Origin of the sequence: Paraburkholderia sp. USG1, assembly GCF_031570135.1 — a bacterium.
GTDB classification, from domain to species: domain Bacteria; phylum Pseudomonadota; class Gammaproteobacteria; order Burkholderiales; family Burkholderiaceae; genus Paraburkholderia; species Paraburkholderia dioscoreae.
In genome coordinates, this window is sequence record NZ_JAMWXW010000001.1 from 282,997 (window position 1) to 306,126 (window position 23,130).

Here is a 23,130-nt window from a genome sequence, read left to right on the forward strand (position 1 = left end):
CGCGCGAAAGGCATTATTGAAACTGTCCCCAGACCCAGTTGAACTGCGGAAATTTCTTGCCATCAGGCCGGTAGGCCTGAATCCAGATTCCGATACCCCACGTTCCCTTGGCCGTCTGCACCCATGCGAGCGTGATGTCGTGCTTCGCGACCACACCGTCGTCAAGTAACCATTGGACGGCCTCAGTCACATAGGTACGCGCGCGATTCATTGTCTGTTGGCTCTTGATCGCGCGATCGAGCAACCAGAGACGCGAGCCGATCGGATACTTCTGCCCGGCGTCACCGATCCAGCCACGCGCATCGTTGGTGCCATCAGGAATCACGTCCCCAGGCTGCGCCGTACGATCACTGAAGACGCTGATGAGGTAAGCCGACTGGAGGTCCTGTCCGGTCTGAAGCATGACTCCAGACAACGCCCAGTCGCCGCGTGCGTTAGCGACATCCCAGACTGTCGATGTATCGGTCATTCGGGCACCGTTGGTGTTCCAGTCGTTATCGTGCTGCCACCGGTCTGCACGTCGACGACAGGATGGCCGTGCTCGTTGTATTCGGTGCGCATCGTCTTCATGGTGCTGCCGCCGGTGCCGGCGTTGTCCTCGATATCGCCCGTCGAAATGACAAGTGGGGTATCGAATTCGATGCCGCCAGGCGCAACAACCTTGAACTTGCCAGTGCATGTCCATGTCACGTCGCTGGCGTTGTTCACGTTCACAGGCTGGCCATTGGCATTGACCACGATTTCGCCGTTGGCCAGATATAGACTCGTGCCGGCGGGTCCGTTATAGATCTGCGTTTCACCTGACTGCAGGCCGGTAGGCCGCGTTTTCTGATGGTTCGTACCGACAACGGCGCCATTCGATGGATCGCCGCCGATATTCAGGATGTACGCATCAGTCCCTTCGGGCGGATTCGACGTCAAACCGTACTCAGCAATGCGCGGCAGGTTATCTCGTGTCTCGAGGCCGCTCGGCGGAAGCTGCACCCTCTGGATCAAGCCGCTGTCGTCGACGAGCGATATCTTCCCTCTGCGGACCATCATCATGGTTCGCAGGTAGTGACGCTCTCCATAGTCGCTCATTGGGCCGTTCCGGCAGGCACATCGGCCTGGAAGGGCTGCAGCAGGATTGGCTCCGGATTGAATGCTTCGGGCGGCATGATCGTCAGCATCGCTCGCATCCCGTTGTCGCCCCGCGCGTAGGTCACATCACCGATCACCCATATCTTGCCCGTGACTTTCAAGGTGGGCAAATCCAGCGGCACGAGCGTATTCGGGGTATAGAGCACGCCGGCGCTGTCGCGCCAGCTGTCAGTAGTCAACGTCACAACGCTGCCGCGGCCATATCGGCGTGCTGCTTCCCAATTCGCACGCTGCTTCGCGACATCCTGGCCACCACCACCGGCCTCGGCGATGATCACGCGGCGCCGGTGCCGTTCGACGCCATAGTCGTACGCGACGCCAAGCAGATTGCCGCCGTTCCCTGTGTCGGTGAAAACGTCGACCGACTGCAGGAACGCGACATATTCGGAGAATCGCTGATCCATCGAAAACACGGCACGCGCGCGCTCGACATTGATGCCCTCGCTGAACCCATTCGCCGCCTGCACCGTGCCGAGCGCACCGAGGATCAGATTTCCATCGGTGCCGTCATACGGAAGCAGTGCGCGGTACCGACAGATCCGCTCGATCACGTCATAGCCGGTCTCGCCGAGCAGCAGGTTGAACTGCGGGATGTTCCCGCCGACATCGCCTGTGCAACTGACCGTGATGCCGTAGATCTGCGCCAGTTTCTGAGCGATCGCGAGCACAGATGAGCCGAGGATCTGTCCACCGGGCCACTCGGCCGCGCAATCGACCAGATCCTGACACTTGCTGCGCCCGCTGATCGTGATCGAATGCGAATCCGAATCGTAGGCAGGCGAGACCTTGTCAACATAGCCGGTAATCACCAGATCGTCGCCGATGAGCACCTGACACGAGTCGCCCGCCTGCACCGTGATATCGAACGGTTGCCCGGGATACTTCTCAGTCATCTCGATCTGGAAGTCCGACGGGCATCGCTCGATGCCGCGCGTCACGCGCACCTGGGTCCATCCTGAGAGCTGCCGATCGCCGGCGACGAGCGTCAGCTCATTGTTGAAAACGGTCATGAAGACAGTACGGTAAAGCCAGGTGGCAGGAACGCCGGATGCGGTGCGCCCGACTCGGTCACGAGCTCATCGGCGCGCGTCGGATCGCTGTATAGGCGCTGCCCCATCACCGGCGCCGGCATCGATGTCGGGAAGTTCACGACCATCGTGCCTGGCAGACCCGCGGCCCGCGTCTGCAGGTCCTGCACGACCGCCGAGCGCAGCGAGCGAAGCGCATTGAACGTGTTGTCTTCGCCCTGGTTGCCCGCCACGAGGATCTCGGCATCGAGCAGTTGCGTAACCGTCGACCGCAGTTTCGCGGCATCGGTCGTCGACGCCGGCTGGTAATTCGCCGCGGCCCGGCACAGTGCGACCACGGCAGCGCGCCTGAACAGATCCCCGCACGCATCCTGCATCGTGCCCATCGACATCCCGACAACTGACGACGACGTGATGGCGTTCGGTTGGAAGCTGGCGAGATTCGAGAGCAGCCGCACGCCGTCGGCGGGATCGATCGCCGATCCGCGGCCGCCGACCAGTTCACGAACGTGCGGAGGACGTCCTGGTGGTTCACGAACTCGTCGTAGAAACTGTCGCCGCACAGCGCATAGATGCGCGTGGACGGAACGAACGAGCCTTGCGCCTTTCGCGCCATCGTCCGGCGGATGCCGTTGATGATCGGCCGCAGCGAGTACTCGGTGTTTGCTGCGAGGTTGAACGGGGTCGCGTTCGGCGGCGTAATGCCAAACTCATCGAACCAGTCGAACAGGATGTCGCCATTCGCGTCGAGCAGCTTGCCCTGCACAGCCGCGAGACGGTGGAATTCCCACGTGTACTCGATATTGCGCAGGATCCCGGTCGGCCCGTTCATGCGACGCGCAACTTCCACCTGCACCTGCATCAGTTCGGACTCGGTGCCGAACTGGCGGATATTCTGGATTTCGTTCGCGTAGATCGTGTCGCTGTGCATCAGACGCGGGACGTCGAAATAGCGGGCTGCCCGCTTTTCAGTCGTACGCTGAAGGCCTTCGGCACCGCGGGGCGAAGTGGGCACGATGACCAGTTTGCCCTGCCGCTGCTCGACTGCGAGTGCCGTGGTGCGGATCGGGTCCGGATCGAAGATATCCAGATCGCCGAGCCCCGTCGGCTGGAACGGATATTTGTCGACCGCAGCGGTGAGCTGGATGGTTGTGAAGGGATCCTGATGGAATACGTCCAAGCTGGCCATTATTAGGCTCCAGAAAGAATAATGGCCGCTTGCGCGGCCAACAGGTCTTGAAACAGAGGGAGATCGGCGCTGCGGATCAGCGCGTGATGATTCCCAGCGCGGTGAGCTGTGCGGTCGCCGCCGCAATCTGCGCAGCAGTCGCGCCGGTAGGCCAGAGGAGCTCAGAGCCGTTGACTTCGCATTCGCGGGTAACGACGGTGCCGGGCACATCGTTGAGCGTCGCGTCGACGAAGTTGAACGAGATCCCCGCCGCGTTCTGCGAGCCGTCGCTGGCCGACGGGTTCAACGGAACGAATGCGCCGGTGGGGAGTGCCTCGACCTCGATCGAGAACTCATCGCCGGCGACGAATGGAGTTGAACCGATCGTGATCGAAAACGCGATCTGATTGCTGAATGCGGGGGGACGGGGTCAACCCAGCCACGTGCGGGCCCAAGCCACGAGCAACCGGCATAGGCCGTCGCGGCCTCAATGAAATCTGGCGCGCCATTGGGCAGAGGCAACTCCCCGTTTTCCATCGCCTCGCGCAGCCAGACCGCATACATCGGCGTCGCGGTGCCGGCGGAAAATTCAAGCCGGCGACGAATCAGCGTCTTCCAGCTCTCGAGCAGCGCAGCGCGCGCGCTCGAATAGGTCGTACGCGTCCAGTCCTGGGTCACCTGCTCGAGCGATATGCCGAGAGCCGACGCAATGCCTCCCTGCATCTCATGAACGAAATCGCTGAATCCGCTGTGTGGGTGGTCAGAGCTGACAGACGAGATTTCTTCGCCCGGCGCGAGCGCGGGAATGCGCGCACCCTGGAACATGGCGGGCCGCTCGTCGTTCCATTCGCCGCGGAGGGTCTGATAGAACTTGAGCTCCGAGTCACCACCGATCGCGTCCTGCATACGGCCGAGCGAACTGTTGCGTCCGGTTCGGTGAGGAAATACGGGATCGCCGGAATCTGCAGCGGATCGCGGCCAACCGGAAACGCCTGCACCACAACGTCGTTGCTGTCGTCGTCGTAAGTGCCGATCAGAATGCCAACCGTCGGCCTCGTGAAGAATGGCGAGCGCACCATGACGCCTTGGCCCAGGGCCGGACGTTCCGCAGCGGCGGGTATCGCCCTCGGCTTCGGTTTATTCATCACACACCTTCACGTGAATCGCGCGGCGTACAGCAATTGGTTGCGGGGGCAGGAATTGAACCTGCTGCTCTCGGGTTATGAGCCCGATGGTCTGCCGGTGGCGTACACCCGCAATGGGCAAAGAAAAGTCGTTCAGCTGGCGTCGGTTGCGTCCGGCGCCGCTGCCGGTGCGGGCTCTGCACCTTCGGTTTCGGAAGCAGCGGGAGAAGTCTCAGCCGGTGCGGCTTGGCTTGCGGCGTCAGCGTCGGCCGGTGCGGGATCGGCAACCGGCTCAGCGACAGCGGCAGGCGGCGGTTCGCACGGCGTGATGTCGAAGTAGTACGTCTTGCCGATGACCAGCTGCTCGAGCGCCAACGGATTGTCGATTGTGTATTCGAGCAACAGCTCGCTCTCCTTCAGCGGCGGCTTTGGCTCGTCATCCGATACGTCGGGCGGCTCGCAGGCCTCGGCTGGCCAGAACGGCAACGGCTATTCATCGCAGTGGAGCAATTCGGCTGGTGGTGGTTATGCCATCGGCGGAACGGTGATCGGCGCCGGCGTCGGTTCGTACGGCTTCGCTGGTATTGGCGGTGGCGTTTCGGCGTCGGGTAGTTACACCGGTAGCACCTCAAACGCAAACGCCGGCGGCTACACCACGGGCAGCGGCTACGGCTCGAGCAAGTCGGGTGTCGGCACCGATGTCGCCGGCTATGGCTATACCAACCTCGCCGGCAGCTATTCCTTCAGCCAGTAAAAAGAAGGCCTTCGATACCGTAAATATCGAAGGCCCGACTACACACCTTGGGGGTGTAACGATGAACACGAAATTCGCCGTCGCATTGATTCTAGCATTGGGGGCAGTCAGCCATGCGCAAGCTCAATCGTCGACTTCGGCAACAGCAACTCAGCAGTCTGCCGCCACATCAACGGCGCAAGGCTCGATCCAGTTTAGCCAGACTCCGGAGCACACCACGGAAACGGTGCGAAACGTTTCTGCTCCGGTTCTCGGCGCATACGCTGCGTCGTTCAGCCAGATGAACTGCGGCCAAACCGTTCAGTTTGGTGGTGCGATCGCCGGCGTTTCGCTGGTCGGTGGTGCCTCTCACAGCCTGCTCGATTGCAAGCTCGAGGTCGCGGCCGCTGAGACCGTGCGCCAGTCGACCGTCACTGACGACACGACGACCAAAGCAAACCTGCAGAAGGCCGCGGTGCTGATTCGCTGCCAGGTGAGCAAAGAGATCTATGACGCGTACCGCGCCGCCGGCCTCGACTGCTCGCTTAAACCGTCCGAAATGCTGTCGCGCACCGACACGCAGCCGGCCAACTATCGAGTGGCGGGTAACTGATGTATGGCGAACCGCGCCGCCGTGGAGCGTTCCTGGACGCGGCGCGCGCCTACGCCACTTCGCGGATCCCGACGGACAGCGCGACGCACACGTTGTGCGCCGAGTTCGTCGAGATGCTCGCGCGAGATCGCGGTGAGCGAGTTGTGTTGCACGTGGGTCCTGTCGTGATCGCGCGCAGCAGCTCGAGCGCCAAACTGAGTAGTTCGGCGCGCTGATCCTCTCGTCAGCGCGGCGTGTGTTTGACCGGGCCTGCACCTCGGCTGGCCCGGTCCTTTTTCAGAGGACAGATATGAGCTTCGATTACATCAAATCCTATTACGGCGTCGACGTGAAGCGTGGCCAACGCGTCACCGCCTTCGGCAAGCCCGGCGTCATCACCGGCGCGGATGGCCAGTACTTGAGCATCCGCCTGGGCGGGCAGAAGCACTCTAACCCCTACCACCCCACCGAAGGCATCGATTACGAGCCGGCAGACGAGTAACCGACATGCCATGCACGCCCTTTCGCCTGCCCGGTGGTATCTCAGGCATCGTCTGCACCCGCGGGCGAAAGAGCGAGCGTCGCTGTTCCGTCGCCGGTTGCAACGCGCCGAGCGGCTTCCAGTGCGATTACCCGGTCAAGGCCGGCAAGACATGCGATCGGCACCTATGCGTAAAGCACGCGCAAGAAATTGGCACTGACATACACCGCTGTCCGGAGCACGTCGACGCGGCGGCGCAAAGCGATCTATTTGAGGAACATAAGTGAACTCACCAAACATCCTTCCCGCTAACGAGCATGATGCGGCGCCTGTCAGCGACCAGCTGGTGCTCTCGGCTATCAATGCCCTTCGCAGCTATGAATACGGCAACGCCGCTCCGGATCTCGCCAAAGCAATCGCCGATCAGCTCGCGGCTGCCCGCGCGGGCACCGGCGAGCCCGCCCTCATCTACCCCGCTGAGATCACGCCCGAACTCCGCCACGTGCTCGGCATGATGTGCTTCCAACTGGCGCGCTACGCCCACCTATTCCGCTCCATCGGGGCCGATATCAAACCGCGCGCCGAGGATGAACAGGCCTATTGCCTCCACTGGCTGATCAAGCATGTACTCGCGCACGGCGCCGAGTGGGCCGATCACGCTGACGCAGATGTCGCCGCAGCCCGCGAAAAGATTGCTGCCGCACAGGACGCCTCGGCAACGCAATAACCCGGTTTGTCAAACCGCCGTCTTTCTACCAAGGAGAAGTGATGCAACAGATTCAGATTCCGCCCCTCGCGGAAGGCGAGATTTACCTATGTGGATTCGTCAATGCGACCGGCGACATCGAGCACGTCGTCTTGCTGGCCGCCGATAGCGAGCGCGCAACGTGGCAGGAGCAGCTCGATTGGGCAAAGAGCATCGGCGGTGATTTGCCGACGCGCCCCGAGTTGGCTGTCGCTTTCGCGAAGCATCGCGATTTGTTTCAGAAGGCCGGCTATTGGTCGAACGAGACAGACGCTGACGAACCCGGTTGGGCCTGGTATCACGCGCTTCGACGACGGCTTCCAGGACTTCAACGCCAAGATCATCAAGTTGCGCGCCCGTGCCGTCCGGAGATTGACCATTTAACCATTCATCCATTTTCAAGGAGCGTCTGCAATGACGATCACGCTTGAAGCAATCGAGGCGCAGCAGTCACGCATCGCCGAGATGATTGCGGCCTTTAAAACTCAGCCGCGCGCCAGCGAATATCGCATCGACGCCGCGACAATCCCGCTCGCACCCGGTGAGCGATTCGCAGGCCCCGTGCTGAGCGACGATGGCACGCCGATGCATTACCTGATCCTTCTGCCCGGCGAGGCCGAAGAGGTCGACTTCCAGGCCGCGAATGAATGGGCGGGAGAGCGCGGTGCCACGCTCCCAACACGGCAGGAGCAAGCGCTCTTGTACGCGAATCTGAAAGCCGAGTTCGAGTCAAGCTGGTACTGGTCCGGCGAAACGCATGAAAACGACTCCGGTTGGGCCTGGTGCACGGGCTTCAGCTACGGCATCCAGGACAGCTACGACAAGTACGACGAGTTGCGCGCCCGTGCCGTCCGCAGATTTATCCCTTCAGTAATTTGATTATTTAATTTCCCATGGCTCTGCATACCCAATTGCCGATCTACAAAGCCGCATACAAGCTGCTCGATGTGGTGACCGATATTGTCACCAATATGGAGCGCGCCTTTAAGCGGTCGATCGGCGAGAAGATCAGTAGCGAGTGCCTCGAAATCATGGTGTTGGTGTTTCGCGCCAACGTCGCAGCCGACAAGTCGCCCCATCTGTCGGAACTGCTCGAGCGCCTGCAGGTAATTGAGCTGATGCTTCGACTCGGCATGGACAAGAGGAAGATCCACCGCGATGCATATGCGGGCGCGGTCGAACTCACGACCAGCATCGGGAAGCAGTGCAATGGGTGGAAAAACGCCGCAAATAGTCGCCCGCATCGTGGAGGCCAAGGCTTTCATGACTGAGCGATCTTTCAATCTGGTCGTGCCGCTGGCTCACGAGGCCACCGCCATGCGTAATGAAGAAACCGTCCGCCGGCGTGCGGAAGGGTCTAGCGCAGTTTCCCGTCTGATCGGCGCAAGCCTTCGGCAGGGCGACGTAGATAGCACGATTTCTCCGGTTGGGCCTGGTACACGAACTTCAACAACGGCAACCAGAACAACAACGACAAGAACAACAAGTTGCGCGCCCGTGCCGTCCGCAGATTGGAACGAAGATGATGGCTTCACATTCGCCGAGCTGTTCGAAGCGTATTACGACTGCCGGCGAACCAAACGCAATAGCGACAGCGCACTTGCGTTCGAGATGCACCTCGAGCACAACATACGCGTCCTGCACGACGAGCTCGCGGACGGCACCTACCGACCGGGACCGTCCGTCTGCTTCGTCATTACGCGGCCGAAGCCGCGCGAGGTCTGGGCGGCCGAATTCCGCGACCGGATTGTTCATCACCTCTGGTACCGCCGTGTCTCGAAACGCTTCGAAAACGCGTTCATCGCCGACTCGTGCGCATGCATCAAAGGTCGTGGCACCCTATATGGTGCCGAACGACTCGAGGGAAAGATTCGCGCAGTCACGCAGAACTGGGGGCGACCGGCGTATTACCTCAAATGCGATATCGCGAACTTCTTCGTGAGCATAGAGAAGGCGCGCGTATTTGAATTGCTGCTCGCGAAGATCAAAGAGCCCTTCTGGCGCTGGCTGACCGAAGTCGTGCTGATGCACGATCCGCGGACTGATTTCGTGTTTCATGGTGACCCAACGCTTATGGCGCTGGTGCCGCCACACAAGCGCCTGATGGAACAATCGGCGGACTTCGGTCTGCCGATCGGAAATCTGCCGAGCCAGTTCTGCGCAAACGTGTTGCTCGACGTCTTAGACCAATATGTAAAGCACAAGCTCGGCATGCGGCATTACATCCGCTACGTCGACGATTTCATTTTCCTTCACGAGTCGGTCGACCATCTGAATGCGGTGCTCGCCGATGTGACGGCGTTCCTACCCGAGCGGCTCGGTGTGCGTCTCAATCCAAGCAAGACGATACTGCAGCCGGTCAGCCGGGGCGTCGACTTCGTCGGTCAGGTCATCAAGCCTTGGCGCAGGTCAACGCGCAAGCGTACGCGCAATGAAGCATTACGGCGCGTCGCCGCTGTGCCGCCCGACGAGCTCCTGCAAGTGACCAACTCCTATTTCGGACTCCTCGGCCAAGCAACCGCCAGTCACCACGACCGCGCGTTGCTGGCAAACGTAGTCCGCGATCGTGGTCATGCTGTCAATCGAGCATTGACGAAAACCTACAGAGGAAGCACTCGATGAGAACACATGACGTCAGTGCCGTGCTGCGCACTCGCTTCTGCGGGCCCGAATGGGCACTCTTCTTCGAAGTCGGCGATGCCACTGGCGGCCGCCATAATCGATGGGCCGATGCTGTCGCCATCAATCTATACCCGTCGCGCGGCCTCGAGATCAACGGCTTCGAAATCAAGGTGTCGCGGGGCGATTGGCTCCGCGAGCTGAAAAACCCGGAAAAATCAGCACCGGTGCAACGCTATTGCGATCGTTGGTGGATCGTCTGCCCTCCCGCGGTCATCGCCCCGGGAGAGTTGCCTCCCACTTGGGGGCATTACGAGATCCAGCCCGGCGGCAAGATCCGGCAGATTGTCGCCGCGCCAAAGTTGACCGCGCAGCCGGTCACGCGCGATTTCGTTGCGGCGATGCTGCGTCGCGCTAGCGAGCTCGACTCGCGGCTCGTAGGCGCCGCCGTCGACGTCGAGATCAAACGGCTTCGGGACGGTGACGAAAAGCGCATCGCGCGCGAAATCGAATCACGCACGTCGCACACAACTGAACTCAAGGCGCGGATCGCAGAGATTGAGCGCGTGAGCGGCATCCAGATCACCAGTTGGTGCAACAGCGAGGAAATTGGGAAAGCCGTAAGAGCAGTCATGGCGTCCGGTGCACTCAAGACATACGGAGGCGTCAAGGCCCTCCGCGAACACGCGCAAAGGATCGTGGAACAGTGCGACGAAGCGACCGCCCTCTTCCATGACGATTTGATCGCCGAGCGATCAGCAAGCGGAGATAAGTGATGCCCTACGCCACCGTTATTCCCACGCCCGCGCGCATCCTGGCTGCCATGCAACCCGGGCAGTACTACGCGGCGTACGCGATCGCCGCGAAGCTCGGCGTCGGTGCTGCGGATATCAAACACATGCTCGAGACAATGGTCGGGCTGGGTGTTTTGTCTCGAGTGAAGCGGCCTTGCAGCAAGGTTTCCCAGTTCATCATCGCGGGCACCAAGCCTGCAGAACCACCACCCGCTAAGCAGAAGCACCCCGGCACCGAGGTCGACCCGACCACCATCGCGGCGCCGCGTACGTATTCCGTGCTGACCGGCCAGCTGACCGACTATGAAGCTGAGATCGCGCGCCGCCAGTCGCTGTGCATGCTTGCTCGAGGCGCGCGATGAAGGCAAACATTGAAGCGAGCGAAGTAGCCGAAGTCTTTCGCCAGGCGCTCCGCGGAGAGATCGAGGTTAAGTTGACGGGCGATCGATCGTGGAAAGACATCTGGTGCGGTGACGTCGAATATATGTTCGGCAGCTGGCGCGTCACGATCTTCAACGACGTGATGGATCTCGACTACGTCGACAGTGCGATCGCGCCGGACGGTCGAACCGTCGAATACGACGACTGGTTCGACCGCGATACCTTCCGCGGCGCAGATCCGGTTGATCTTCTTTCGGCGGCCGAGGCACCCGCGCTACGGAACCTCCTCGAGAACGTTGAACCGGAGACCCGATGAAAGCCCTATCCATTCGCCAGCCGTGGGCTTGGCTGATCGTCAACGATCACAAGGATGTCGAGAACCGGACATGGTCGACGAAGTATCGCGGCCGCGTGCTGATCCACGCCGGCAAAGGCATGACGCACGACGAATATGACGATGCGCTGGCCACCGCATTGCACGTCGGCTATCGCGGATTTTTCCCGCCTCGTGAGCAGCTCGAGCGCGGCGGCATCGTTGGGGCCGCGACGATCGTCGGTTGTGCACACCCCGACAACCGCACCTCTCCCTGGCATATGAACGGGCAGTTTGGTTTCGAGCTCGCATATCCGAAGCCGATTCCTTTTGTTGCCTGCAAGGGTGCGCTCGGGTTCTTCGAGGTTCCGGCCGACGTCGCTGCGCAGCTGCGCCAGATGCATGACCTCGGAGCCATCACGTGAGCGATATCAAAACCCTCGGCGATGCGCTTCCGGATGAAATTGCGCGCGTGACGGTGATCCTCGGTCATTACATCGAGATCGGACCCGCCGGCGCTTTCGGCGCCATGTTGATTCGTGCTTCGCTCGATCGCGCCACGCGCGCCGCCGCCAGCGGCGACGTTATCGCGATGATCCACGCATACGAAGATCTGAAGGAATACACAGAATGAGCACGCGGACCATCCTCGAGATCAATCACGACCGGCTCGGTCACTTGCAGACGCATCCGGAAATCTTCGCCGAGATCTTGTCTGAGCTCGGCATGTCGACACACGGCGCAGCATTGAACGAGGCAAACGAACGCGGGTGCGCACTCGATATCGGCCATGGAGTCCGGATCATCCTGCAGCGCCACCACACCACCGATGTGACCGTGCAAACCGACTATGCAGGAGTAAGGCTTTGACCGAAGCAGCACAGCGCGTGATCGACGTCACGCGCAGATATTGGTTTGGAGAATAAATATGTCCGACTCAATGTTTCTTTCGAATGACGAGCTCGTGGAGCTCACTGGTCGCCGGCACCGCGCGTGCCAGGCGGAAGTACTCCGCTCGCTCGCGGTCGACCACAAGATCCGTCCGGACGGCCGCGTCATCGTCCTGCGTCGCCACGTCGAACAGCAATTCGGAGTATCCACCGAGCATGGGCGAGCTGCGGTGACGGAACCAGACTGGAGCGCTGCGTAAATGCCGAAGCCCAGAAAAAAAGAAAACAAAGGGCTTCCTAGCCGGTGGCGACATTCGCACGGGGCATATTACTTCCAGGTGCCCAAGGGCCTCGAATCGTCGTGGGACGGCAAGCAGCTATTTCGGCTCGGCAAGACGCTGCCCGAGGCCTACAAGGTCTGGGCTGATCGGCTGGCAACCATCGACGACGCGAAGACCATTGCGGATCTGCTCGACCGCTATCTGCTGCAGGTCGTGCCGACGAAGAAGCCGACCACGCAGGCGGGTAACGCTGTCGCGATCAAGCGGCTTCGCGCGGTGCTCGGCGCGATGGCTCTCAATGATCTGAAGCCTCGGCACATTTACCAATATATCGATAAGCGCGCCGCCAAAATTGCGGCCCGGCGCGAAGTCGCGGTGCTCTCTCATGCATACACGAAGGCAGTCGAGTGGGGCTACCTCGACCGGCATCCGTTCAAAGGCGAGATCCGCCTCGACGGCGAGAAGCCTCGCGATCGATACATCGAGGACTGGGAAATTATTGAGTGCCTATCTCTGCCGTCGCGGCGCAAGAAAGGCAGCGTGCTCGCCGTCCAGGCCTATATCCGCATCAAGCTGCTGACCGGATTGCGCAAGGGCGATCTGCTGAGAATCAGGGAATCGAATCTGAAGGAGGACGGCATCCATGTGACGCCGGGCAAGACGGAAAACTCGACGGGCAAGCGCCTGATCATCGAGTGGTCGGAGGAGTTGCGCGAGGCAGTGGAGATGGCGAAAGCGGCGCGCCCGGTGCAGATCGCACCCTGGCTGTTTTGCACGTTCCGGGGCGATTGCTACTTCGACGAAGTGAGCGGCCGTGCCGCCGGCTGGCAGGGAATGTGGACGAATTTCCTGAACAAGGCGCTCGAGGTAACCAAGCTTACGGACCGGTTCAACGAGCACGACCTGCGAGCGAAATGCGCCAGCGATGCAGCGACGCTCGAGCATGCGCGCACCCTACTCGCCCATGCCGACGGCCGGGTGACAGAGCGCATTTACCGTCGCAAACCGGAGCGCGTAAAGCCGCTTCGATAGTCTGGCAAAGGTACAGCGGCCGGTTAAAGGTACAGATCGAGAAACGCGTATCCCGCGCAGCCAAGCCCAGAAGGGGAAAGCGGCCTTATCCGGAAAGACGGGATTGTTTGCCCTACAATGCGCAGCATCATGCCCGCCAACCGCCTCCATCTTCTCCTGCCCTTCGCGCTGCCCGCCGCAGCGGACGCTGCCACCGCCCTTCACGACATCCGCAGCCCGGCCCTCGACCGGCTGATCGCGCGCGCGACGCTGGTGGAGCGCGTGATCGGCGAAGACTTTCAGCGCACGCTGCCACACGAGCGCTGGGTGGCACGCCAGTTCGGCGCGCTGCCGAGCGGCGCCGCGGCCGCCGACGAAGCGCCGCTCGCGCCGTACATGCTGCGCGCCGACGGCGGCGAACCCGGCACCGCGACATGGGCCTGCGTGCAGCCGGTGCATGTGCGCATCGCGCACGACCATCTGGTGCTGATCGATCCGGCCTCGCTCGACCTGTCCGACCAAGAAGCCAGCGCGCTGCTCGCCGTCGCGCGGCCGCTGATCGAAGAACTCGGCGTGCGCATCGAAGCGCCGCGTCCGGTGCGCTGGTATCTGTCAGGCGAAGGGTTCGGCACGCTGGCCGGCGCGTCGCCGTTGCGCGCAAGCGGGCGCAACATCGAAATCTGGCTGCCGCACGAGGCGCATTCCGGCGAGCGTTCGCGCGCCTGGATGAAATTGCAGAATGAAGTACAGATGGCGTGGTTCGAGCATCCGGTCAATGAAGCGCGCGAGGCGCGCGGCCTGCCGGCCGTCAACTCGATCTGGTTTCACGCGCAAGGCGCGGCGCAGCCCGTGCACAGTCCGTTTGCACGGGTGTTCTCCGACGCGGCGGCAACGCGCGGCCTCGCAATGACCGCCGGCGTGCCGGTCGCCTCGCCACCGGGCTCGTTCAGCGCGCGGTCGTCGCTTCCGGGTGACGCCAACGGCAACCCCAAGACCAGCACGAGCACCACACTGGTCGAACTCGATCCGTTCTCCGCGCCCTACATCGAGCAGGACTGGGCGCGCTGGAACGACGCCTTCGCCGCCTTGCAGACGGACTGGTTCGAACCGGCGCTCGCCGCGCTGCAATCCGGTCAGCTCGACGAACTCGGCCTCACCTTGTGCGGCGACACCGGCTCGGTCACGCTCTCGGTCACGCGCGGCGACCTGCGCAAATTCTGGCGGCGGCGGGTGCTCGCTTCGCTCTTCATCGAATGAATGACTGAATGACCCAACGAATGATCCACGGCCTTTCCGTATGACCCGAATCGTTACGCGCGCCGCGTCCCCCGTCGACGCCGAAATCCTCACCCGCCACGGCCTGCATCCGGTGCTCGCGCGCCTCTACGCGGCGCGCGGCGTGTGCATGCCCGACGAAATCGAAACCGGCCTCGCGCGGCTCGTGCCGCCCGTCGCGCTCAAGGGTTGCGAAGACGCCGCCGCCCTGCTCGCCGACGCAATCCAGAGCAAACGCCGCATGCTGGTGGTCGCCGACTACGATTGCGACGGCGCCACCGCCTGCGCGGTCGCCGTGCGTGGCCTGCGCATGTTCGGCGGCCGGATCGAGTATCTGGTGCCGAACCGTTTCGAGTACGGCTATGGCCTGACGCCGGAGATCGTCGCGCTGGCCGCCCGCAACGCGGCGGGCAAGCCGGATCTGCTGATCACCGTGGATAACGGCATTGCCAGCGTGGACGGCGTGCAAGCGGCCAACGCGCTCGGCATCGACGTGCTGGTTACCGATCACCACCTGCCCGGCGACGAACTGCCGCCCGCCCGCGCGATCGTCAATCCGAACCAGCCGGGCTGCACGTTCCCGAGCAAATGCATCGCGGGCGTCGGCGTGATGTTTTACGTGCTGCTCGCGTTGCGCGCAGAATTGCGCCGCCGTGGCGCGTTCAACGATAACTTTCCCGAGCCGCGCCTCGACGGCCTGCTCGATCTGGTCGCGCTCGGTACGGTCGCGGACGTGGTCAAGCTCGACGGCAACAACCGCGTGCTGGTCGCGCAGGGTCTGCAGCGCATCCGCAAAGGCAAGATGCAGCCGGGCATCGCCGCGCTGTTTCGCGCCGCCGCGCGCGACGCCCGCAGCGCGTCGGGCTTCGATCTCGGCTTCGCGCTCGGGCCGCGCCTGAACGCGGCGGGCCGGCTGTCGGACATGTCGCTCGGGATCGAATGCCTGACTACCGACGACATCGGCCGCGCGTGGGATCTCGCGCAGCAACTCGACACGATGAACCGCGAACGCCGCGAAATCGAAGCCGGCATGCAGCAGCAGGCGCTCGACGACCTCTCGGCGATCGACCCCGACGGCACCACCACCATCACGCTGTTCAATCCCGACTGGCATCAGGGCGTGATCGGCATCGTGGCGGGGCGGCTGAAAGAGAAATTCCACCGGCCCTCGTTCACCTTCGCGCTCGCCGACGACAGCGGCCAGACCGTCAAAGGCTCGGGCCGCTCGATCGCGGGCTTCCATCTGCGCGACGCGCTCGATCTGATCTCGAAGCGCGAGCCGGGCCTGATCGTCAAGTTCGGCGGCCACGCAATGGCCGCGGGCCTCACGCTCGCCGCCGCCGACGTGCCGCGCTTCACCGCCGCGTTCGAAGCGGTCGGCCGCGAATGGCTGTCCGAAGAAGCGCTCTCGCGCACGGTGGAAACCGACGGCGAACTCGAAGACGCCTACTTCACGCCGCAATTCGTCGAAATGCTCGACGCGGCCGTGTGGGGCCAAGGCTTTCCGGCGCCGGTGTTTTCGGGCGAATTCGACATCGTCTCGCAGGCGCTGGTGAAGGACAAACACCTGAAGCTGCAACTCGTGCGCGGCCGCCAGCGCTTCAACGCGATCTGGTTCAATCACACCGACACCCTGCCCGCCCGCACCACGGTCGCCTACCGCCTCGCGAGCGACACGTGGAACGGCGTGTCGCGCGTGCAACTGATCGTTGAGCACGCGGCTAGCTGAAGTGGTGGACTAGTGGTGGACTGACGCCGTTCAGCCCGGCAAGGTCCGGCGTAGCGGAAACGTCGGAAATCTCCGCAAAATCAACCCCAAACACGCGCCGGATCGCTCAAGAGCCGCCGGCGCGCCGCGCCGATCGGCTATAATTTCCCCTTTTTACGAAGCTAAAAGATCGACATGGAAGCGGAACGTCTCAACGCGATCGAAGCCTCACTGGCGGACCTGCGCACTCGCGCGGACTCGCTACGGGGGTATCTTTGACTACGACGACAAAGCACTGCGTCTAATCGAAGTCAACCGGGAACTCGAAGACCCGGACGTTTGGAACGACTCGAAGCACGCTCAGGCACTAGGCCGGGAAAAGAAGCTGCTCGACGACACGGTCGGCAAACTCACGTCGCTCGACAACGACCTGCGCGACGCGCAGGATCTGTTCGACATGGCCCGCGAAGAAGGCGACGAGGCAACCCTCCTCGCCTGCGAATCCGACGCGCAAGGCATCGAACAACGTGTCGCCGACATGGAATTCCGCCGCATGTTCTCGAACCCGGCGGATCCGAACAATGCCTTCCTGGACATCCAGGCCGGCGCCGGCGGCACCGAGGCGTGCGACTGGGCGGCCATGCTGCTGCGCCAATACCTGCGCTACTGCGAGCGCAAGGGCTTCAAGACCGAAGTGCTCGAACAGACCGACGGCGACGTCGCGGGCATCAAGAACGCCACGATCAAGATCGAAGGCGAATACGCGTACGGCTTTCTGCGCACCGAAACCGGCGTGCACCGCCTCGTGCGCAAGTCGCCGTTCGACTCGTCGGGCGGTCGTCACACGTCGTTCTCCTCGGTGTTCGTGTACCCGGAAATCGACGATTCGATCGAAGTGGACATCAATCCGGCCGATCTGCGGATCGACACGTACCGCGCGTCCGGCGCGGGCGGTCAGCACATCAACAAGACCGATTCGGCCGTGCGTATCACGCACATGCCGTCGGGCATCGTCGTGCAGTGCCAGAACGACCGTTCGCAGCACCGCAACCGCGCCGAAGCGATGGCCATGCTGAAATCGCGCCTGTACGAAGCGGAAATCCGCAAGCGTCAGGAAGAGCAGGACAAGCTGGAAGCCGGCAAGACCGATGTGGGCTGGGGTCATCAGATCCGCTCGTACGTGCTGGACAACAGCCGTATCAAGGATCTGCGCACCAATGTCGAAATCAGCAATACCAAGAGCGTGCTCGACGGCGACCTCGATCCGTTCATCAGCGCCAGCCTGAAACAGGGCGTCTAAGCGCAACCGGCGCGGCCTGCCCTTGCAACGCCGCGCCGTATCTTCGCTGCTTCTTCGTTTTTGTTCGCTGTTTCTTTACACCGCCTGAGGTTTTTACTGACTGGCCACCCGCATGCGAGCCACTCCCGTGCGGGCCACCGAATACCAAATCATCATGACCGAACCGACCCAGCCTAGTGCGGCCCAGCCGAACGCCGTGCCCGAGGTGGACGACAACAAGATCATTGCCGAGCGCCGCGAAAAGCTGCGCGAACTGCGTGAGCACGGCGTTGCCTATCCGAACGATTTCCGCCCCACGCATCACGCCGAAGATCTGCAAGCGCAATACGAGCACTCCGACAAGGAAGCGCTCGAAGCGAATCCGCTCGAAGTCGCGATTGCCGGCCGCATGATGCTCAAGCGCGTCATGGGCAAGGCGAGCTTTGCGACCGTGCGCGACGGCTCGGGTCAGATCCAGTTCTTCATCACGCCGGCCGACGTCGGTCAGGAAACGTACGACGCCTTCAAGAAGTGGGACATGGGCGACATCGTCGCGGCGCGCGGCGTGCTGTTCCGCACCAACAAGGGCGAGCTCTCGGTGCGCTGCACCGAACTGCGCCTGCTGTCGAAGTCGCTGCGGCCGCTGCCGGACAAATTCCACGGCCTGTCCGACCAGGAAATGAAGTATCGCCAGCGCTATGTCGATCTGATCGTCACGCCGGAAACGCGCAAGACCTTCGTCGCGCGCACCAGGGCGATTTCGTCGATCCGCAAGTTCATGGCGGACGCCGACTTCATGGAAGTCGAAACGCCCATGCTGCACCCGATCCCGGGCGGTGCGGCGGCCAAGCCGTTCACCACGCACCACAACGCGCTCGACATGCAGATGTTCCTGCGCATCGCGCCGGAGCTGTATCTGAAGCGTCTGGTGGTCGGTGGCTTTGAGCGCGTGTTCGAGATCAACCGTAACTTCCGCAATGAGGGCGTGTCCGTGCGCCACAATCCGGAATTCACGATGATCGAGTTCTACGCGGCGTACACCGACTACAAGTGGCTGATGGATTTCACCGAACAGTTGATCCGCCAGGCCGCAATCGACGCGCTGGGCACGGCCACCATCACGTATCAAGGCCGCGAACTGGATCTGGCCAAGCCGTTCCATCGCCTCACGATCACGCAGGCGATCCAGAAGTACGCACCGCAATACACGAACGAGCAACTCGCAGACAGCGCTTTCCTGCGCACCGAACTGAAGAAGTTCGGCGTGGATGCATCGCAGCCGCAGTTCCTGAACGCGGGCGTCGGTGCGCTGCAATTGGCGCTGTTCGAGGAAACCGCCGAGTCGCAATTGTGGGAGCCGACCTACATCATCGACTATCCGATCGAGGTGTCGCCGCTCGCGCGCGCGTCGGACAAGGTCGACGGCATCACGGAGCGTTTCGAACTGTTCATCACCGGCCGTGAAATCGCCAACGGCTTCTCGGAGCTGAACGATCCGGAAGACCAGGCTGCCCGCTTCAGGAAGCAGGTCGACCAGAAAGATGCCGGCGACGAAGAAGCCATGTTCTACGACGCGGACTACATTCGCGCGCTCGAATACGGCATGCCGCCGGCCGGCGGTTGCGGTATCGGCATCGACCGTTTGGTCATGTTGCTGACCGATAGTCCGAGCATTCGCGACGTGATTCTGTTCCCGCATCTGCGCCGCGAAGACTGATCGCAGCGCGGTACAACACAAGCAAAACGCCCGGTTCGTGCCGGGCGTTTTTCGTGGTATCGCGCAAAAAGACATCTGGCGCCTGGCTGACGGTTTGTAACTATCGGTAAAAAGTGCATACTGCGCGAGGATTCGGACGTGCGGCGCACTATGCAGGCACTTGCCTTGGACGCGGCGCCTGCATGATGATTGCCCGGATATCGTTACAAATTGAAACCCTTGCAGGATCGATTTGCCAGACACTTTGTCTATTAAAAGTCGACTCTGCTAAAGACGGAGGCCAAAAATGGACAATCCAAACACGCAACCCACCACGCAATCTCCACAGCCCGCGCAACCACGCCGGCTTCACCCGCTCGTCGCAACCGCCGCCGGTGCAGTGATCATCGCGAGCCTGGTCGCCACGGCGGCCGTAACGGGCCTGTTTCCGAAGGCATCCAGCAACGGCGCGCAAAGCGATCAGACGCAAGCGGCGCAAGTGGCCACACAAGGCACGCAGCCGGGCGTGGTCGATTCAGCGGCACCGGCCAACCTGAGCGCGCAGCAGGCCGCCCAGCAGCAGGCCGCGCAACAGCCGCAACCGGCACCCGCACCCACTCCGGCGCCCGCGCAACAGCAATACGCGCAGCAACAACAGGCGCAGCCAGCCCCGCAGCCGGCTCCTGACTACGCCCAGCAACAGCCCGCACGACCCGCCTACTGCTCGACGTGCGGCACGGTCGAAGCCATCTCGGCGGTACGCCAGGAAGGTCATGGCACGGGTATCGGCGCGGTCGGCGGCGCGGTGGCCGGCGGTGTGGTCGGCAACCAGTTCGGCAGCGGCGGCGGCCGCACCGCGATGACCATTCTCGGCGCGCTCGGCGGCGGCCTTGCCGGCAACTCGGTCGAAAAACATATTCGCAGCACGACGTCGTACTCGGTGCGCGTGCGGATGGAGAACGGCAAGATGCGTTACTTCACTTACCATGAAGCGCCGCCGTTCCAGCAAGGTCAGCGCGTGCGTGTGGAGAACGGCACGCTCGTGGCAAGCTGAGAGCAGGTGTAGGCACCGGCAAACGGCGTTTCCAGCCGGCGTAAAGAAAAAGGCGACCTCAATTCGAGTCGCCTTTTTCTTTGTCGCAACCCCAGCAGCGCACGCAAACCGCTGACCGGCGTCGAAGCCTCAGAGACGCTCAATAATCCGCGTCTTCAATCCATGCAGCCTGAATCGCCTCGAGGATCTTTTCGTTCGACCGGTTAGGATCGTCGTCGAATCCTTCCAGTTCGGTCACCCAACGGTGCAAGTCGGTGAAACGCACCTGTTGCGGATCGATGTCCTGGTGCTTGTCAGTCAGGGCCATCGCGATGTCTTGCGTATCGGTCCACTTCATGGCTGCATCCTCCTGTTAGTGGTTTTCCTTCGCGTGATTGATCGAGTAGCGAGGGATTTCGACAACCAGATCCTGCTCGGCCGGCACCAAGGCCTGGCATGACAGGCGCGAGGTGGGTTCGAGGCCCCACGCCTTGTCCAACAGATCGTCCTCGTCTTCCTCGGATGGCGTCAAGGCGGCGAAACCCTCACGCACGATCACGTGACAGGTCGTGCACGCGCAGGACTTCTCGCACGCGTGCTCGATTTCAATGCCGTGTTCGAGCAGGCTGTCGCAGATGCTCTTGCCGGGCACGGCATCGATCACCGCGCCTTCCGGGCACAGTTCGACGTGAGGCAGCACAACGATTTGAGGCATACATTTTCCGTTTGGGTCGGTGGCACGGCGGCCGCAAACAGGCTCCGTACCATTTTACTGGCGCCGCGAGGACTTTTTAAGTCCACGCGGCGCGGTTCGGTTTCTTCGGCGGCGGCACGAGGCGGCCCGCCGGCCGCTGCCGCAACGCTCAGATCTCGTCGAGCTTGCGGCCGGCGAGCGCACGGCGAATGCCCTTGTTCATGCGACGGGCGGCGAATTCGTCGGTGCCTTCGGCGACAGTTTTGGTAGCGGCTTCGATCGCATCGACGTCGTCGCTTTGCGCGACGTTGCGCAATGCATCGAGCAGCTTGTCGAGCTCGGCGCGCTCGCTGTCGTCGAGCAGTTCGGCGTCGGCGGCGAGCGCGGCGTCGGTGGCTTCCACGAGACGCTGTGCTTCGACTTGCGCTTCGCGCAGCGCGCGCGCCCGCATGTCGATTTCAGCGGTCGAGAAACTGTCTTCGAGCATTCTGGCGATGTCGTCGTCGGCGAGGCCGTAGGACGGCTTGACCACCACCGACGCTTCCACCCCCGAGCCCTGCTCGCGCGCAAACACGGACAGCAGCCCGTCCGCATCTACCTGGTAGGTCACGCGGATACGCGCCGCGCCGGCAGCCATCGGCGGAATGCCGCGCAGCTCGAAACGCGCGAGCGAGCGGCAGTCGCTGACGAGCTCGCGCTCGCCCTGCACGACGTGGATCGCCATCGCCGTCTGGCCGTCCTTGAAGGTGGTGAAATCCTGCGCGCGCGCGACCGGAATCGTCGAATTGCGCGGGATGATCTTCTCGGTCAGACCGCCCATCGTCTCGACGCCGAGCGACAGCGGGATCACGTCGAGCAGCAGCCAGTCGTCGCCGTCCGCGCCGCGATTGCCCGCGAGCAGATCGGCCTGGATCGCCGCGCCGAGCGCGACCACCTGATCAGGATCGAGATTGATCAGCGGCGGCTGGCCGAAGAACGATTCGACCGCGCGGCGAATCACCGGCATGCGCGTCGCGCCGCCCACCAATACCACGCCCTTGATTTCCTTTGTCGTGACCTTGGCGTCGCGCAGCGCCTTTTTCGTGGGGCCGAGCGTGCGCTGAACCAGCGCCTGTGTAATGGCCTCGAAAGTGGCCTCACCGATTGTCAGATCGATCTCAGTGCCGTTCGAGAGCGTGGTCTGCAGCCTTGCACTCGGCGCATCCGACAACGCCTCCTTGGCCACGCGCACGCTGTCCAGCAGCAGGCGCACGTCTTCCGGTGCGAGCGTTTGCGGTGCAATGCCCACCTGCTCCAGCACGTGGCGATATAACGCGTGATCGAAGTCGTCGCCGCCGAGCGCGGAATCGCCGCCGGCTGCGAGCACTTCGAATACGCCTTTGGTGAGCTTGAGAATCGACAGGTCGAAGGTGCCGCCGCCCAGGTCGTACACGGCGTACAGACCCTCGGAACCGTTATCGAGGCCATACGCAATCGCGGCCGCGGTCGGTTCGTTCAGCAGGCGCAGCACATTCAGACCCGCCAGACGCGCGGCGTCTTTGGTGGCCTGGCGCTGGGCTTCGTCGAAGTAAGCCGGCACCGTGATGACCGCGCCGACGAGTTCGTCGCCGAGCGTGTCTTCCGCGCGCTGGCGCAGCGTGGCGAGAATTTCGGCCGACACTTCGACCGGGCTCTTCACGCCGTCGACGGTACGGATCTGCACCATGCCGGGTGCATCGATAAAATCGTACGGCGCGTTTTCGGCGCCCTCCACTTCCGCCTTGCCACGGCCCATGAAGCGCTTGACCGAGACGATCGTGTTGCGCGGATCGCTCGCCGCCTCGGCCTTGGCCGTGCGGCCGATACGGCGGCCACCCTTTTCGAGGTAGCGCACCACCGACGGCAGCAGCGCATGGCCCTCTTCGTCGGGCAGCACGTCGGGCACGCCGCTGCGTACGGCTGCGACGAGGGAATTGGTGGTGCCGAGATCGATGCCGACCGCCAGACGCCGCTGGTGGGGCGCCGGCGCCATGCCGGGTTCGGAGATTTGCAGTAGGGCCATCTGGATCTTCTCGGAGCCGCTCGGCCCCGTCCTGAATTTTCGCGTTGCTGGATGTAATGCTACGGCGCTTCGGTTCGCTTCTGGTCGCCATCGCCGCGCTGATG

31 protein-coding genes and 1 pseudogene are annotated in these 23,130 nt (G+C 62.6%); 21 read left to right on the top strand and 11 right to left on the bottom strand.

Going from position 1 to position 23,130, the window contains the following annotated elements:
• Positions 1-13: 13 nt before the first annotated feature.
• The 8 genes and pseudogenes from NE850_RS01370 to NE850_RS01405 all read right to left on the bottom strand — a co-directional run bounded on the left by NE850_RS01370 (position 14) and on the right by NE850_RS01405 (position 4,862).
• A complete protein-coding gene (locus NE850_RS01370; RefSeq protein WP_310698348.1) occupies positions 14-469 on the bottom strand; it encodes a phage GP46 family protein in 456 nt (151 codons plus the stop codon).
• Positions 466-1,080 (bottom strand): phage baseplate assembly protein, encoded by a 615-nt coding sequence (locus NE850_RS01375; RefSeq protein WP_310698349.1) that lies wholly within the window; start codon positions 1,078-1,080, stop codon positions 466-468. The genes NE850_RS01370 and NE850_RS01375 overlap by 4 nt, the downstream gene beginning before the upstream one ends.
• Positions 1,077-2,150, bottom strand: coding sequence for a phage baseplate assembly protein (locus NE850_RS01380; protein WP_310698350.1), 1,074 nt, complete (start codon positions 2,148-2,150; stop codon positions 1,077-1,079). Before NE850_RS01380 ends, NE850_RS01375 begins: the two co-directional genes overlap by 4 nt.
• Positions 2,147-2,626 carry a hypothetical protein gene (locus NE850_RS01385; protein WP_310698407.1) on the bottom strand — a complete coding sequence of 160 codons (480 nt, stop codon included), beginning with the start codon at positions 2,624-2,626 and terminating at the stop codon, positions 2,147-2,149. The genes NE850_RS01380 and NE850_RS01385 overlap by 4 nt, the downstream gene beginning before the upstream one ends.
• A gap of 89 nt (positions 2,627-2,715) precedes the next feature.
• A pseudogene (locus tag NE850_RS01390) lies at positions 2,716-3,357 on the bottom strand (major capsid protein); the annotation flags it as partial.
• Between the two features lie 76 nt (positions 3,358-3,433).
• The gene (locus tag NE850_RS01395; RefSeq protein WP_310698351.1) at positions 3,434-3,643 is read right to left on the bottom strand and encodes a head decoration protein; all 210 of its coding nucleotides are present in this window, start codon (positions 3,641-3,643) and stop codon (positions 3,434-3,436) included.
• Positions 3,640-4,242, bottom strand: coding sequence for a phage portal protein (locus NE850_RS01400; protein ID WP_310698352.1), 603 nt, complete (start codon positions 4,240-4,242; stop codon positions 3,640-3,642). The genes NE850_RS01395 and NE850_RS01400 overlap by 4 nt, the downstream gene beginning before the upstream one ends.
• A 371-nt stretch (positions 4,243-4,613) precedes the next feature.
• The gene (locus tag NE850_RS01405; RefSeq protein ID WP_310698353.1) at positions 4,614-4,862 is read right to left on the bottom strand and encodes a hypothetical protein; all 249 of its coding nucleotides are present in this window, start codon (positions 4,860-4,862) and stop codon (positions 4,614-4,616) included.
• Here NE850_RS01405 and NE850_RS01410 point away from each other — a divergent pair.
• The 21 genes from NE850_RS01410 (at position 4,849) to NE850_RS01510 (ending at position 20,312) form a co-directional block, all read left to right on the top strand.
• Positions 4,849-5,214 carry a hypothetical protein gene (locus tag NE850_RS01410; RefSeq protein WP_310698354.1) on the top strand — a complete coding sequence of 122 codons (366 nt, stop codon included), beginning with the start codon at positions 4,849-4,851 and terminating at the stop codon, positions 5,212-5,214. The genes NE850_RS01405 and NE850_RS01410 overlap by 14 nt on opposite strands.
• A gap of 61 nt (positions 5,215-5,275) precedes the next feature.
• Entirely contained in the window at positions 5,276-5,806 is a 531-nt protein-coding gene (locus NE850_RS01415) for a hypothetical protein (RefSeq protein WP_310698355.1), read from the top strand.
• A 289-nt stretch (positions 5,807-6,095) separates the two neighbouring features.
• On the top strand, positions 6,096-6,287 hold the full coding sequence (locus NE850_RS01420) for a hypothetical protein (protein ID WP_310698356.1): 192 nt from the start codon (positions 6,096-6,098) through the stop codon (positions 6,285-6,287).
• Positions 6,288-6,549: 262 nt separating this feature from the next.
• Positions 6,550-6,993: a hypothetical protein gene (locus NE850_RS01425; RefSeq protein WP_310698357.1), complete on the top strand. Its 444-nt coding sequence runs from the start codon at positions 6,550-6,552 to the stop codon at positions 6,991-6,993.
• A gap of 41 nt (positions 6,994-7,034) precedes the next feature.
• Positions 7,035-7,442: a DUF1566 domain-containing protein gene (locus NE850_RS01430; protein ID WP_310698358.1), complete on the top strand. Its 408-nt coding sequence runs from the start codon at positions 7,035-7,037 to the stop codon at positions 7,440-7,442.
• Positions 7,426-7,890, top strand: coding sequence for a DUF1566 domain-containing protein (locus tag NE850_RS01435; RefSeq protein ID WP_310698359.1), 465 nt, complete (start codon positions 7,426-7,428; stop codon positions 7,888-7,890). Before NE850_RS01430 ends, NE850_RS01435 begins: the two co-directional genes overlap by 17 nt.
• 14 nt (positions 7,891-7,904) lie before the next feature.
• Entirely contained in the window at positions 7,905-8,282 is a 378-nt protein-coding gene (locus tag NE850_RS01440) for a four helix bundle protein (protein ID WP_054038039.1), read from the top strand.
• Positions 8,283-8,622: 340 nt separating this feature from the next.
• Positions 8,623-9,633, top strand: coding sequence for an RNA-directed DNA polymerase (locus tag NE850_RS01445; RefSeq protein ID WP_405044789.1), 1,011 nt, complete (start codon positions 8,623-8,625; stop codon positions 9,631-9,633).
• Positions 9,630-10,406: a hypothetical protein gene (locus NE850_RS01450; protein WP_310698361.1), complete on the top strand. Its 777-nt coding sequence runs from the start codon at positions 9,630-9,632 to the stop codon at positions 10,404-10,406. Before NE850_RS01445 ends, NE850_RS01450 begins: the two co-directional genes overlap by 4 nt.
• Positions 10,406-10,786, top strand: coding sequence for a hypothetical protein (locus NE850_RS01455; protein WP_310698362.1), 381 nt, complete (start codon positions 10,406-10,408; stop codon positions 10,784-10,786). Before NE850_RS01450 ends, NE850_RS01455 begins: the two co-directional genes overlap by 1 nt.
• Positions 10,783-11,121: a hypothetical protein gene (locus NE850_RS01460; RefSeq protein ID WP_310698363.1), complete on the top strand. Its 339-nt coding sequence runs from the start codon at positions 10,783-10,785 to the stop codon at positions 11,119-11,121. Before NE850_RS01455 ends, NE850_RS01460 begins: the two co-directional genes overlap by 4 nt.
• Complete coding sequence (locus tag NE850_RS01465; protein WP_310698364.1) at positions 11,118-11,543, top strand: ASCH domain-containing protein; 426 nt, start codon at positions 11,118-11,120, stop codon at positions 11,541-11,543. Before NE850_RS01460 ends, NE850_RS01465 begins: the two co-directional genes overlap by 4 nt.
• Complete coding sequence (locus tag NE850_RS01470) at positions 11,540-11,752, top strand: hypothetical protein (protein ID WP_310698365.1); 213 nt, start codon at positions 11,540-11,542, stop codon at positions 11,750-11,752. The genes NE850_RS01465 and NE850_RS01470 overlap by 4 nt, the downstream gene beginning before the upstream one ends.
• Entirely contained in the window at positions 11,749-11,988 is a 240-nt protein-coding gene (locus NE850_RS01475) for a hypothetical protein (protein WP_310698366.1), read from the top strand. Before NE850_RS01470 ends, NE850_RS01475 begins: the two co-directional genes overlap by 4 nt.
• Before the next feature lie 70 nt (positions 11,989-12,058).
• Entirely contained in the window at positions 12,059-12,268 is a 210-nt protein-coding gene (locus tag NE850_RS01480) for a DUF4224 domain-containing protein (protein ID WP_310698405.1), read from the top strand.
• A complete protein-coding gene (locus NE850_RS01485; RefSeq protein ID WP_310698367.1) occupies positions 12,269-13,321 on the top strand; it encodes a tyrosine-type recombinase/integrase in 1,053 nt (350 codons plus the stop codon).
• A gap of 117 nt (positions 13,322-13,438) precedes the next feature.
• The gene (locus tag NE850_RS01490) at positions 13,439-14,557 is read left to right on the top strand and encodes a hypothetical protein (protein ID WP_007181295.1); all 1,119 of its coding nucleotides are present in this window, start codon (positions 13,439-13,441) and stop codon (positions 14,555-14,557) included.
• Positions 14,558-14,597: 40 nt separating this feature from the next.
• The gene (gene recJ / locus NE850_RS01495) at positions 14,598-16,304 is read left to right on the top strand and encodes a single-stranded-DNA-specific exonuclease RecJ (protein WP_007181294.1); all 1,707 of its coding nucleotides are present in this window, start codon (positions 14,598-14,600) and stop codon (positions 16,302-16,304) included.
• Between the two features lie 174 nt (positions 16,305-16,478).
• A protein-coding gene (gene prfB, locus NE850_RS01500) for a peptide chain release factor 2 (protein ID WP_007181293.1) occupies positions 16,479-17,583 on the top strand; the annotation gives its coding sequence in 2 pieces (ribosomal slippage) (positions 16,479-16,559 and positions 16,561-17,583; 1,104 coding nt in all).
• 154 nt (positions 17,584-17,737) lie between these two features.
• Positions 17,738-19,279 carry a lysine--tRNA ligase gene (gene lysS / locus NE850_RS01505; RefSeq protein WP_165186564.1) on the top strand — a complete coding sequence of 514 codons (1,542 nt, stop codon included), beginning with the start codon at positions 17,738-17,740 and terminating at the stop codon, positions 19,277-19,279.
• 286 nt (positions 19,280-19,565) lie between these two features.
• Positions 19,566-20,312, top strand: coding sequence for a glycine zipper 2TM domain-containing protein (locus tag NE850_RS01510; protein ID WP_007181291.1), 747 nt, complete (start codon positions 19,566-19,568; stop codon positions 20,310-20,312).
• A 139-nt stretch (positions 20,313-20,451) separates the two neighbouring features.
• On the opposite strand, the gene iscX is transcribed toward NE850_RS01510, so the two are convergent.
• From iscX to hscA, 3 genes are all read right to left on the bottom strand, one after another.
• Positions 20,452-20,649, bottom strand: a complete 198-nt coding sequence (gene iscX, locus NE850_RS01515) for a Fe-S cluster assembly protein IscX (RefSeq protein WP_007181290.1) — start codon at positions 20,647-20,649, stop codon at positions 20,452-20,454.
• A 15-nt stretch (positions 20,650-20,664) separates the two neighbouring features.
• On the bottom strand, positions 20,665-21,006 hold the full coding sequence (gene fdx / locus NE850_RS01520) for an ISC system 2Fe-2S type ferredoxin (RefSeq protein ID WP_007181289.1): 342 nt from the start codon (positions 21,004-21,006) through the stop codon (positions 20,665-20,667).
• A 148-nt stretch (positions 21,007-21,154) separates the two neighbouring features.
• On the bottom strand, positions 21,155-23,026 hold the full coding sequence (gene hscA, locus NE850_RS01525) for a Fe-S protein assembly chaperone HscA (protein WP_007181288.1): 1,872 nt from the start codon (positions 23,024-23,026) through the stop codon (positions 21,155-21,157).
• Positions 23,027-23,130: the final 104 nt, after the last annotated feature.

Excerpts from the sequence above, each read along its gene's own strand:
- NE850_RS01370 (WP_310698348.1), bottom strand. The coding sequence starts at position 469 with ATGACCGATACATCGACAGTCTGGGATGTCGCTAACGCACGCGGCGAC.
- NE850_RS01375 (WP_310698349.1), bottom strand. The coding sequence starts at position 1,080 with ATGAGCGACTATGGAGAGCGTCACTACCTGCGAACCATGATGATGGTC.
- NE850_RS01380 (WP_310698350.1), bottom strand. The coding sequence starts at position 2,150 with ATGACCGTTTTCAACAATGAGCTGACGCTCGTCGCCGGCGATCGGCAG.
- NE850_RS01400 (WP_310698352.1), bottom strand. The coding sequence starts at position 4,242 with ATGCAGGACGCGATCGGTGGTGACTCGGAGCTCAAGTTCTATCAGACC.
- NE850_RS01415 (WP_310698355.1), top strand. The coding sequence starts at position 5,276 with ATGAACACGAAATTCGCCGTCGCATTGATTCTAGCATTGGGGGCAGTC.
- NE850_RS01420 (WP_310698356.1), top strand. The coding sequence starts at position 6,096 with ATGAGCTTCGATTACATCAAATCCTATTACGGCGTCGACGTGAAGCGT.
- NE850_RS01430 (WP_310698358.1), top strand. The coding sequence starts at position 7,035 with ATGCAACAGATTCAGATTCCGCCCCTCGCGGAAGGCGAGATTTACCTA.
- NE850_RS01435 (WP_310698359.1), top strand. The coding sequence starts at position 7,426 with ATGACGATCACGCTTGAAGCAATCGAGGCGCAGCAGTCACGCATCGCC.
- NE850_RS01440 (WP_054038039.1), top strand. The coding sequence starts at position 7,905 with ATGGCTCTGCATACCCAATTGCCGATCTACAAAGCCGCATACAAGCTG.
- NE850_RS01445 (WP_405044789.1), top strand. The coding sequence starts at position 8,623 with ATGCACCTCGAGCACAACATACGCGTCCTGCACGACGAGCTCGCGGAC.
- NE850_RS01450 (WP_310698361.1), top strand. The coding sequence starts at position 9,630 with ATGAGAACACATGACGTCAGTGCCGTGCTGCGCACTCGCTTCTGCGGG.
- NE850_RS01455 (WP_310698362.1), top strand. The coding sequence starts at position 10,406 with ATGCCCTACGCCACCGTTATTCCCACGCCCGCGCGCATCCTGGCTGCC.
- NE850_RS01460 (WP_310698363.1), top strand. The coding sequence starts at position 10,783 with ATGAAGGCAAACATTGAAGCGAGCGAAGTAGCCGAAGTCTTTCGCCAG.
- NE850_RS01465 (WP_310698364.1), top strand. The coding sequence starts at position 11,118 with ATGAAAGCCCTATCCATTCGCCAGCCGTGGGCTTGGCTGATCGTCAAC.
- NE850_RS01475 (WP_310698366.1), top strand. The coding sequence starts at position 11,749 with ATGAGCACGCGGACCATCCTCGAGATCAATCACGACCGGCTCGGTCAC.
- NE850_RS01480 (WP_310698405.1), top strand. The coding sequence starts at position 12,059 with ATGTTTCTTTCGAATGACGAGCTCGTGGAGCTCACTGGTCGCCGGCAC.
- NE850_RS01485 (WP_310698367.1), top strand. The coding sequence starts at position 12,269 with ATGCCGAAGCCCAGAAAAAAAGAAAACAAAGGGCTTCCTAGCCGGTGG.
- NE850_RS01490 (WP_007181295.1), top strand. The coding sequence starts at position 13,439 with ATGCGCAGCATCATGCCCGCCAACCGCCTCCATCTTCTCCTGCCCTTC.
- recJ (WP_007181294.1), top strand. The coding sequence starts at position 14,598 with ATGACCCGAATCGTTACGCGCGCCGCGTCCCCCGTCGACGCCGAAATC.
- lysS (WP_165186564.1), top strand. The coding sequence starts at position 17,738 with ATGACCGAACCGACCCAGCCTAGTGCGGCCCAGCCGAACGCCGTGCCC.
- NE850_RS01510 (WP_007181291.1), top strand. The coding sequence starts at position 19,566 with ATGGACAATCCAAACACGCAACCCACCACGCAATCTCCACAGCCCGCG.
- iscX (WP_007181290.1), bottom strand. The coding sequence starts at position 20,649 with ATGAAGTGGACCGATACGCAAGACATCGCGATGGCCCTGACTGACAAG.
- fdx (WP_007181289.1), bottom strand. The coding sequence starts at position 21,006 with ATGCCTCAAATCGTTGTGCTGCCTCACGTCGAACTGTGCCCGGAAGGC.
- hscA (WP_007181288.1), bottom strand. The coding sequence starts at position 23,026 with ATGGCCCTACTGCAAATCTCCGAACCCGGCATGGCGCCGGCGCCCCAC.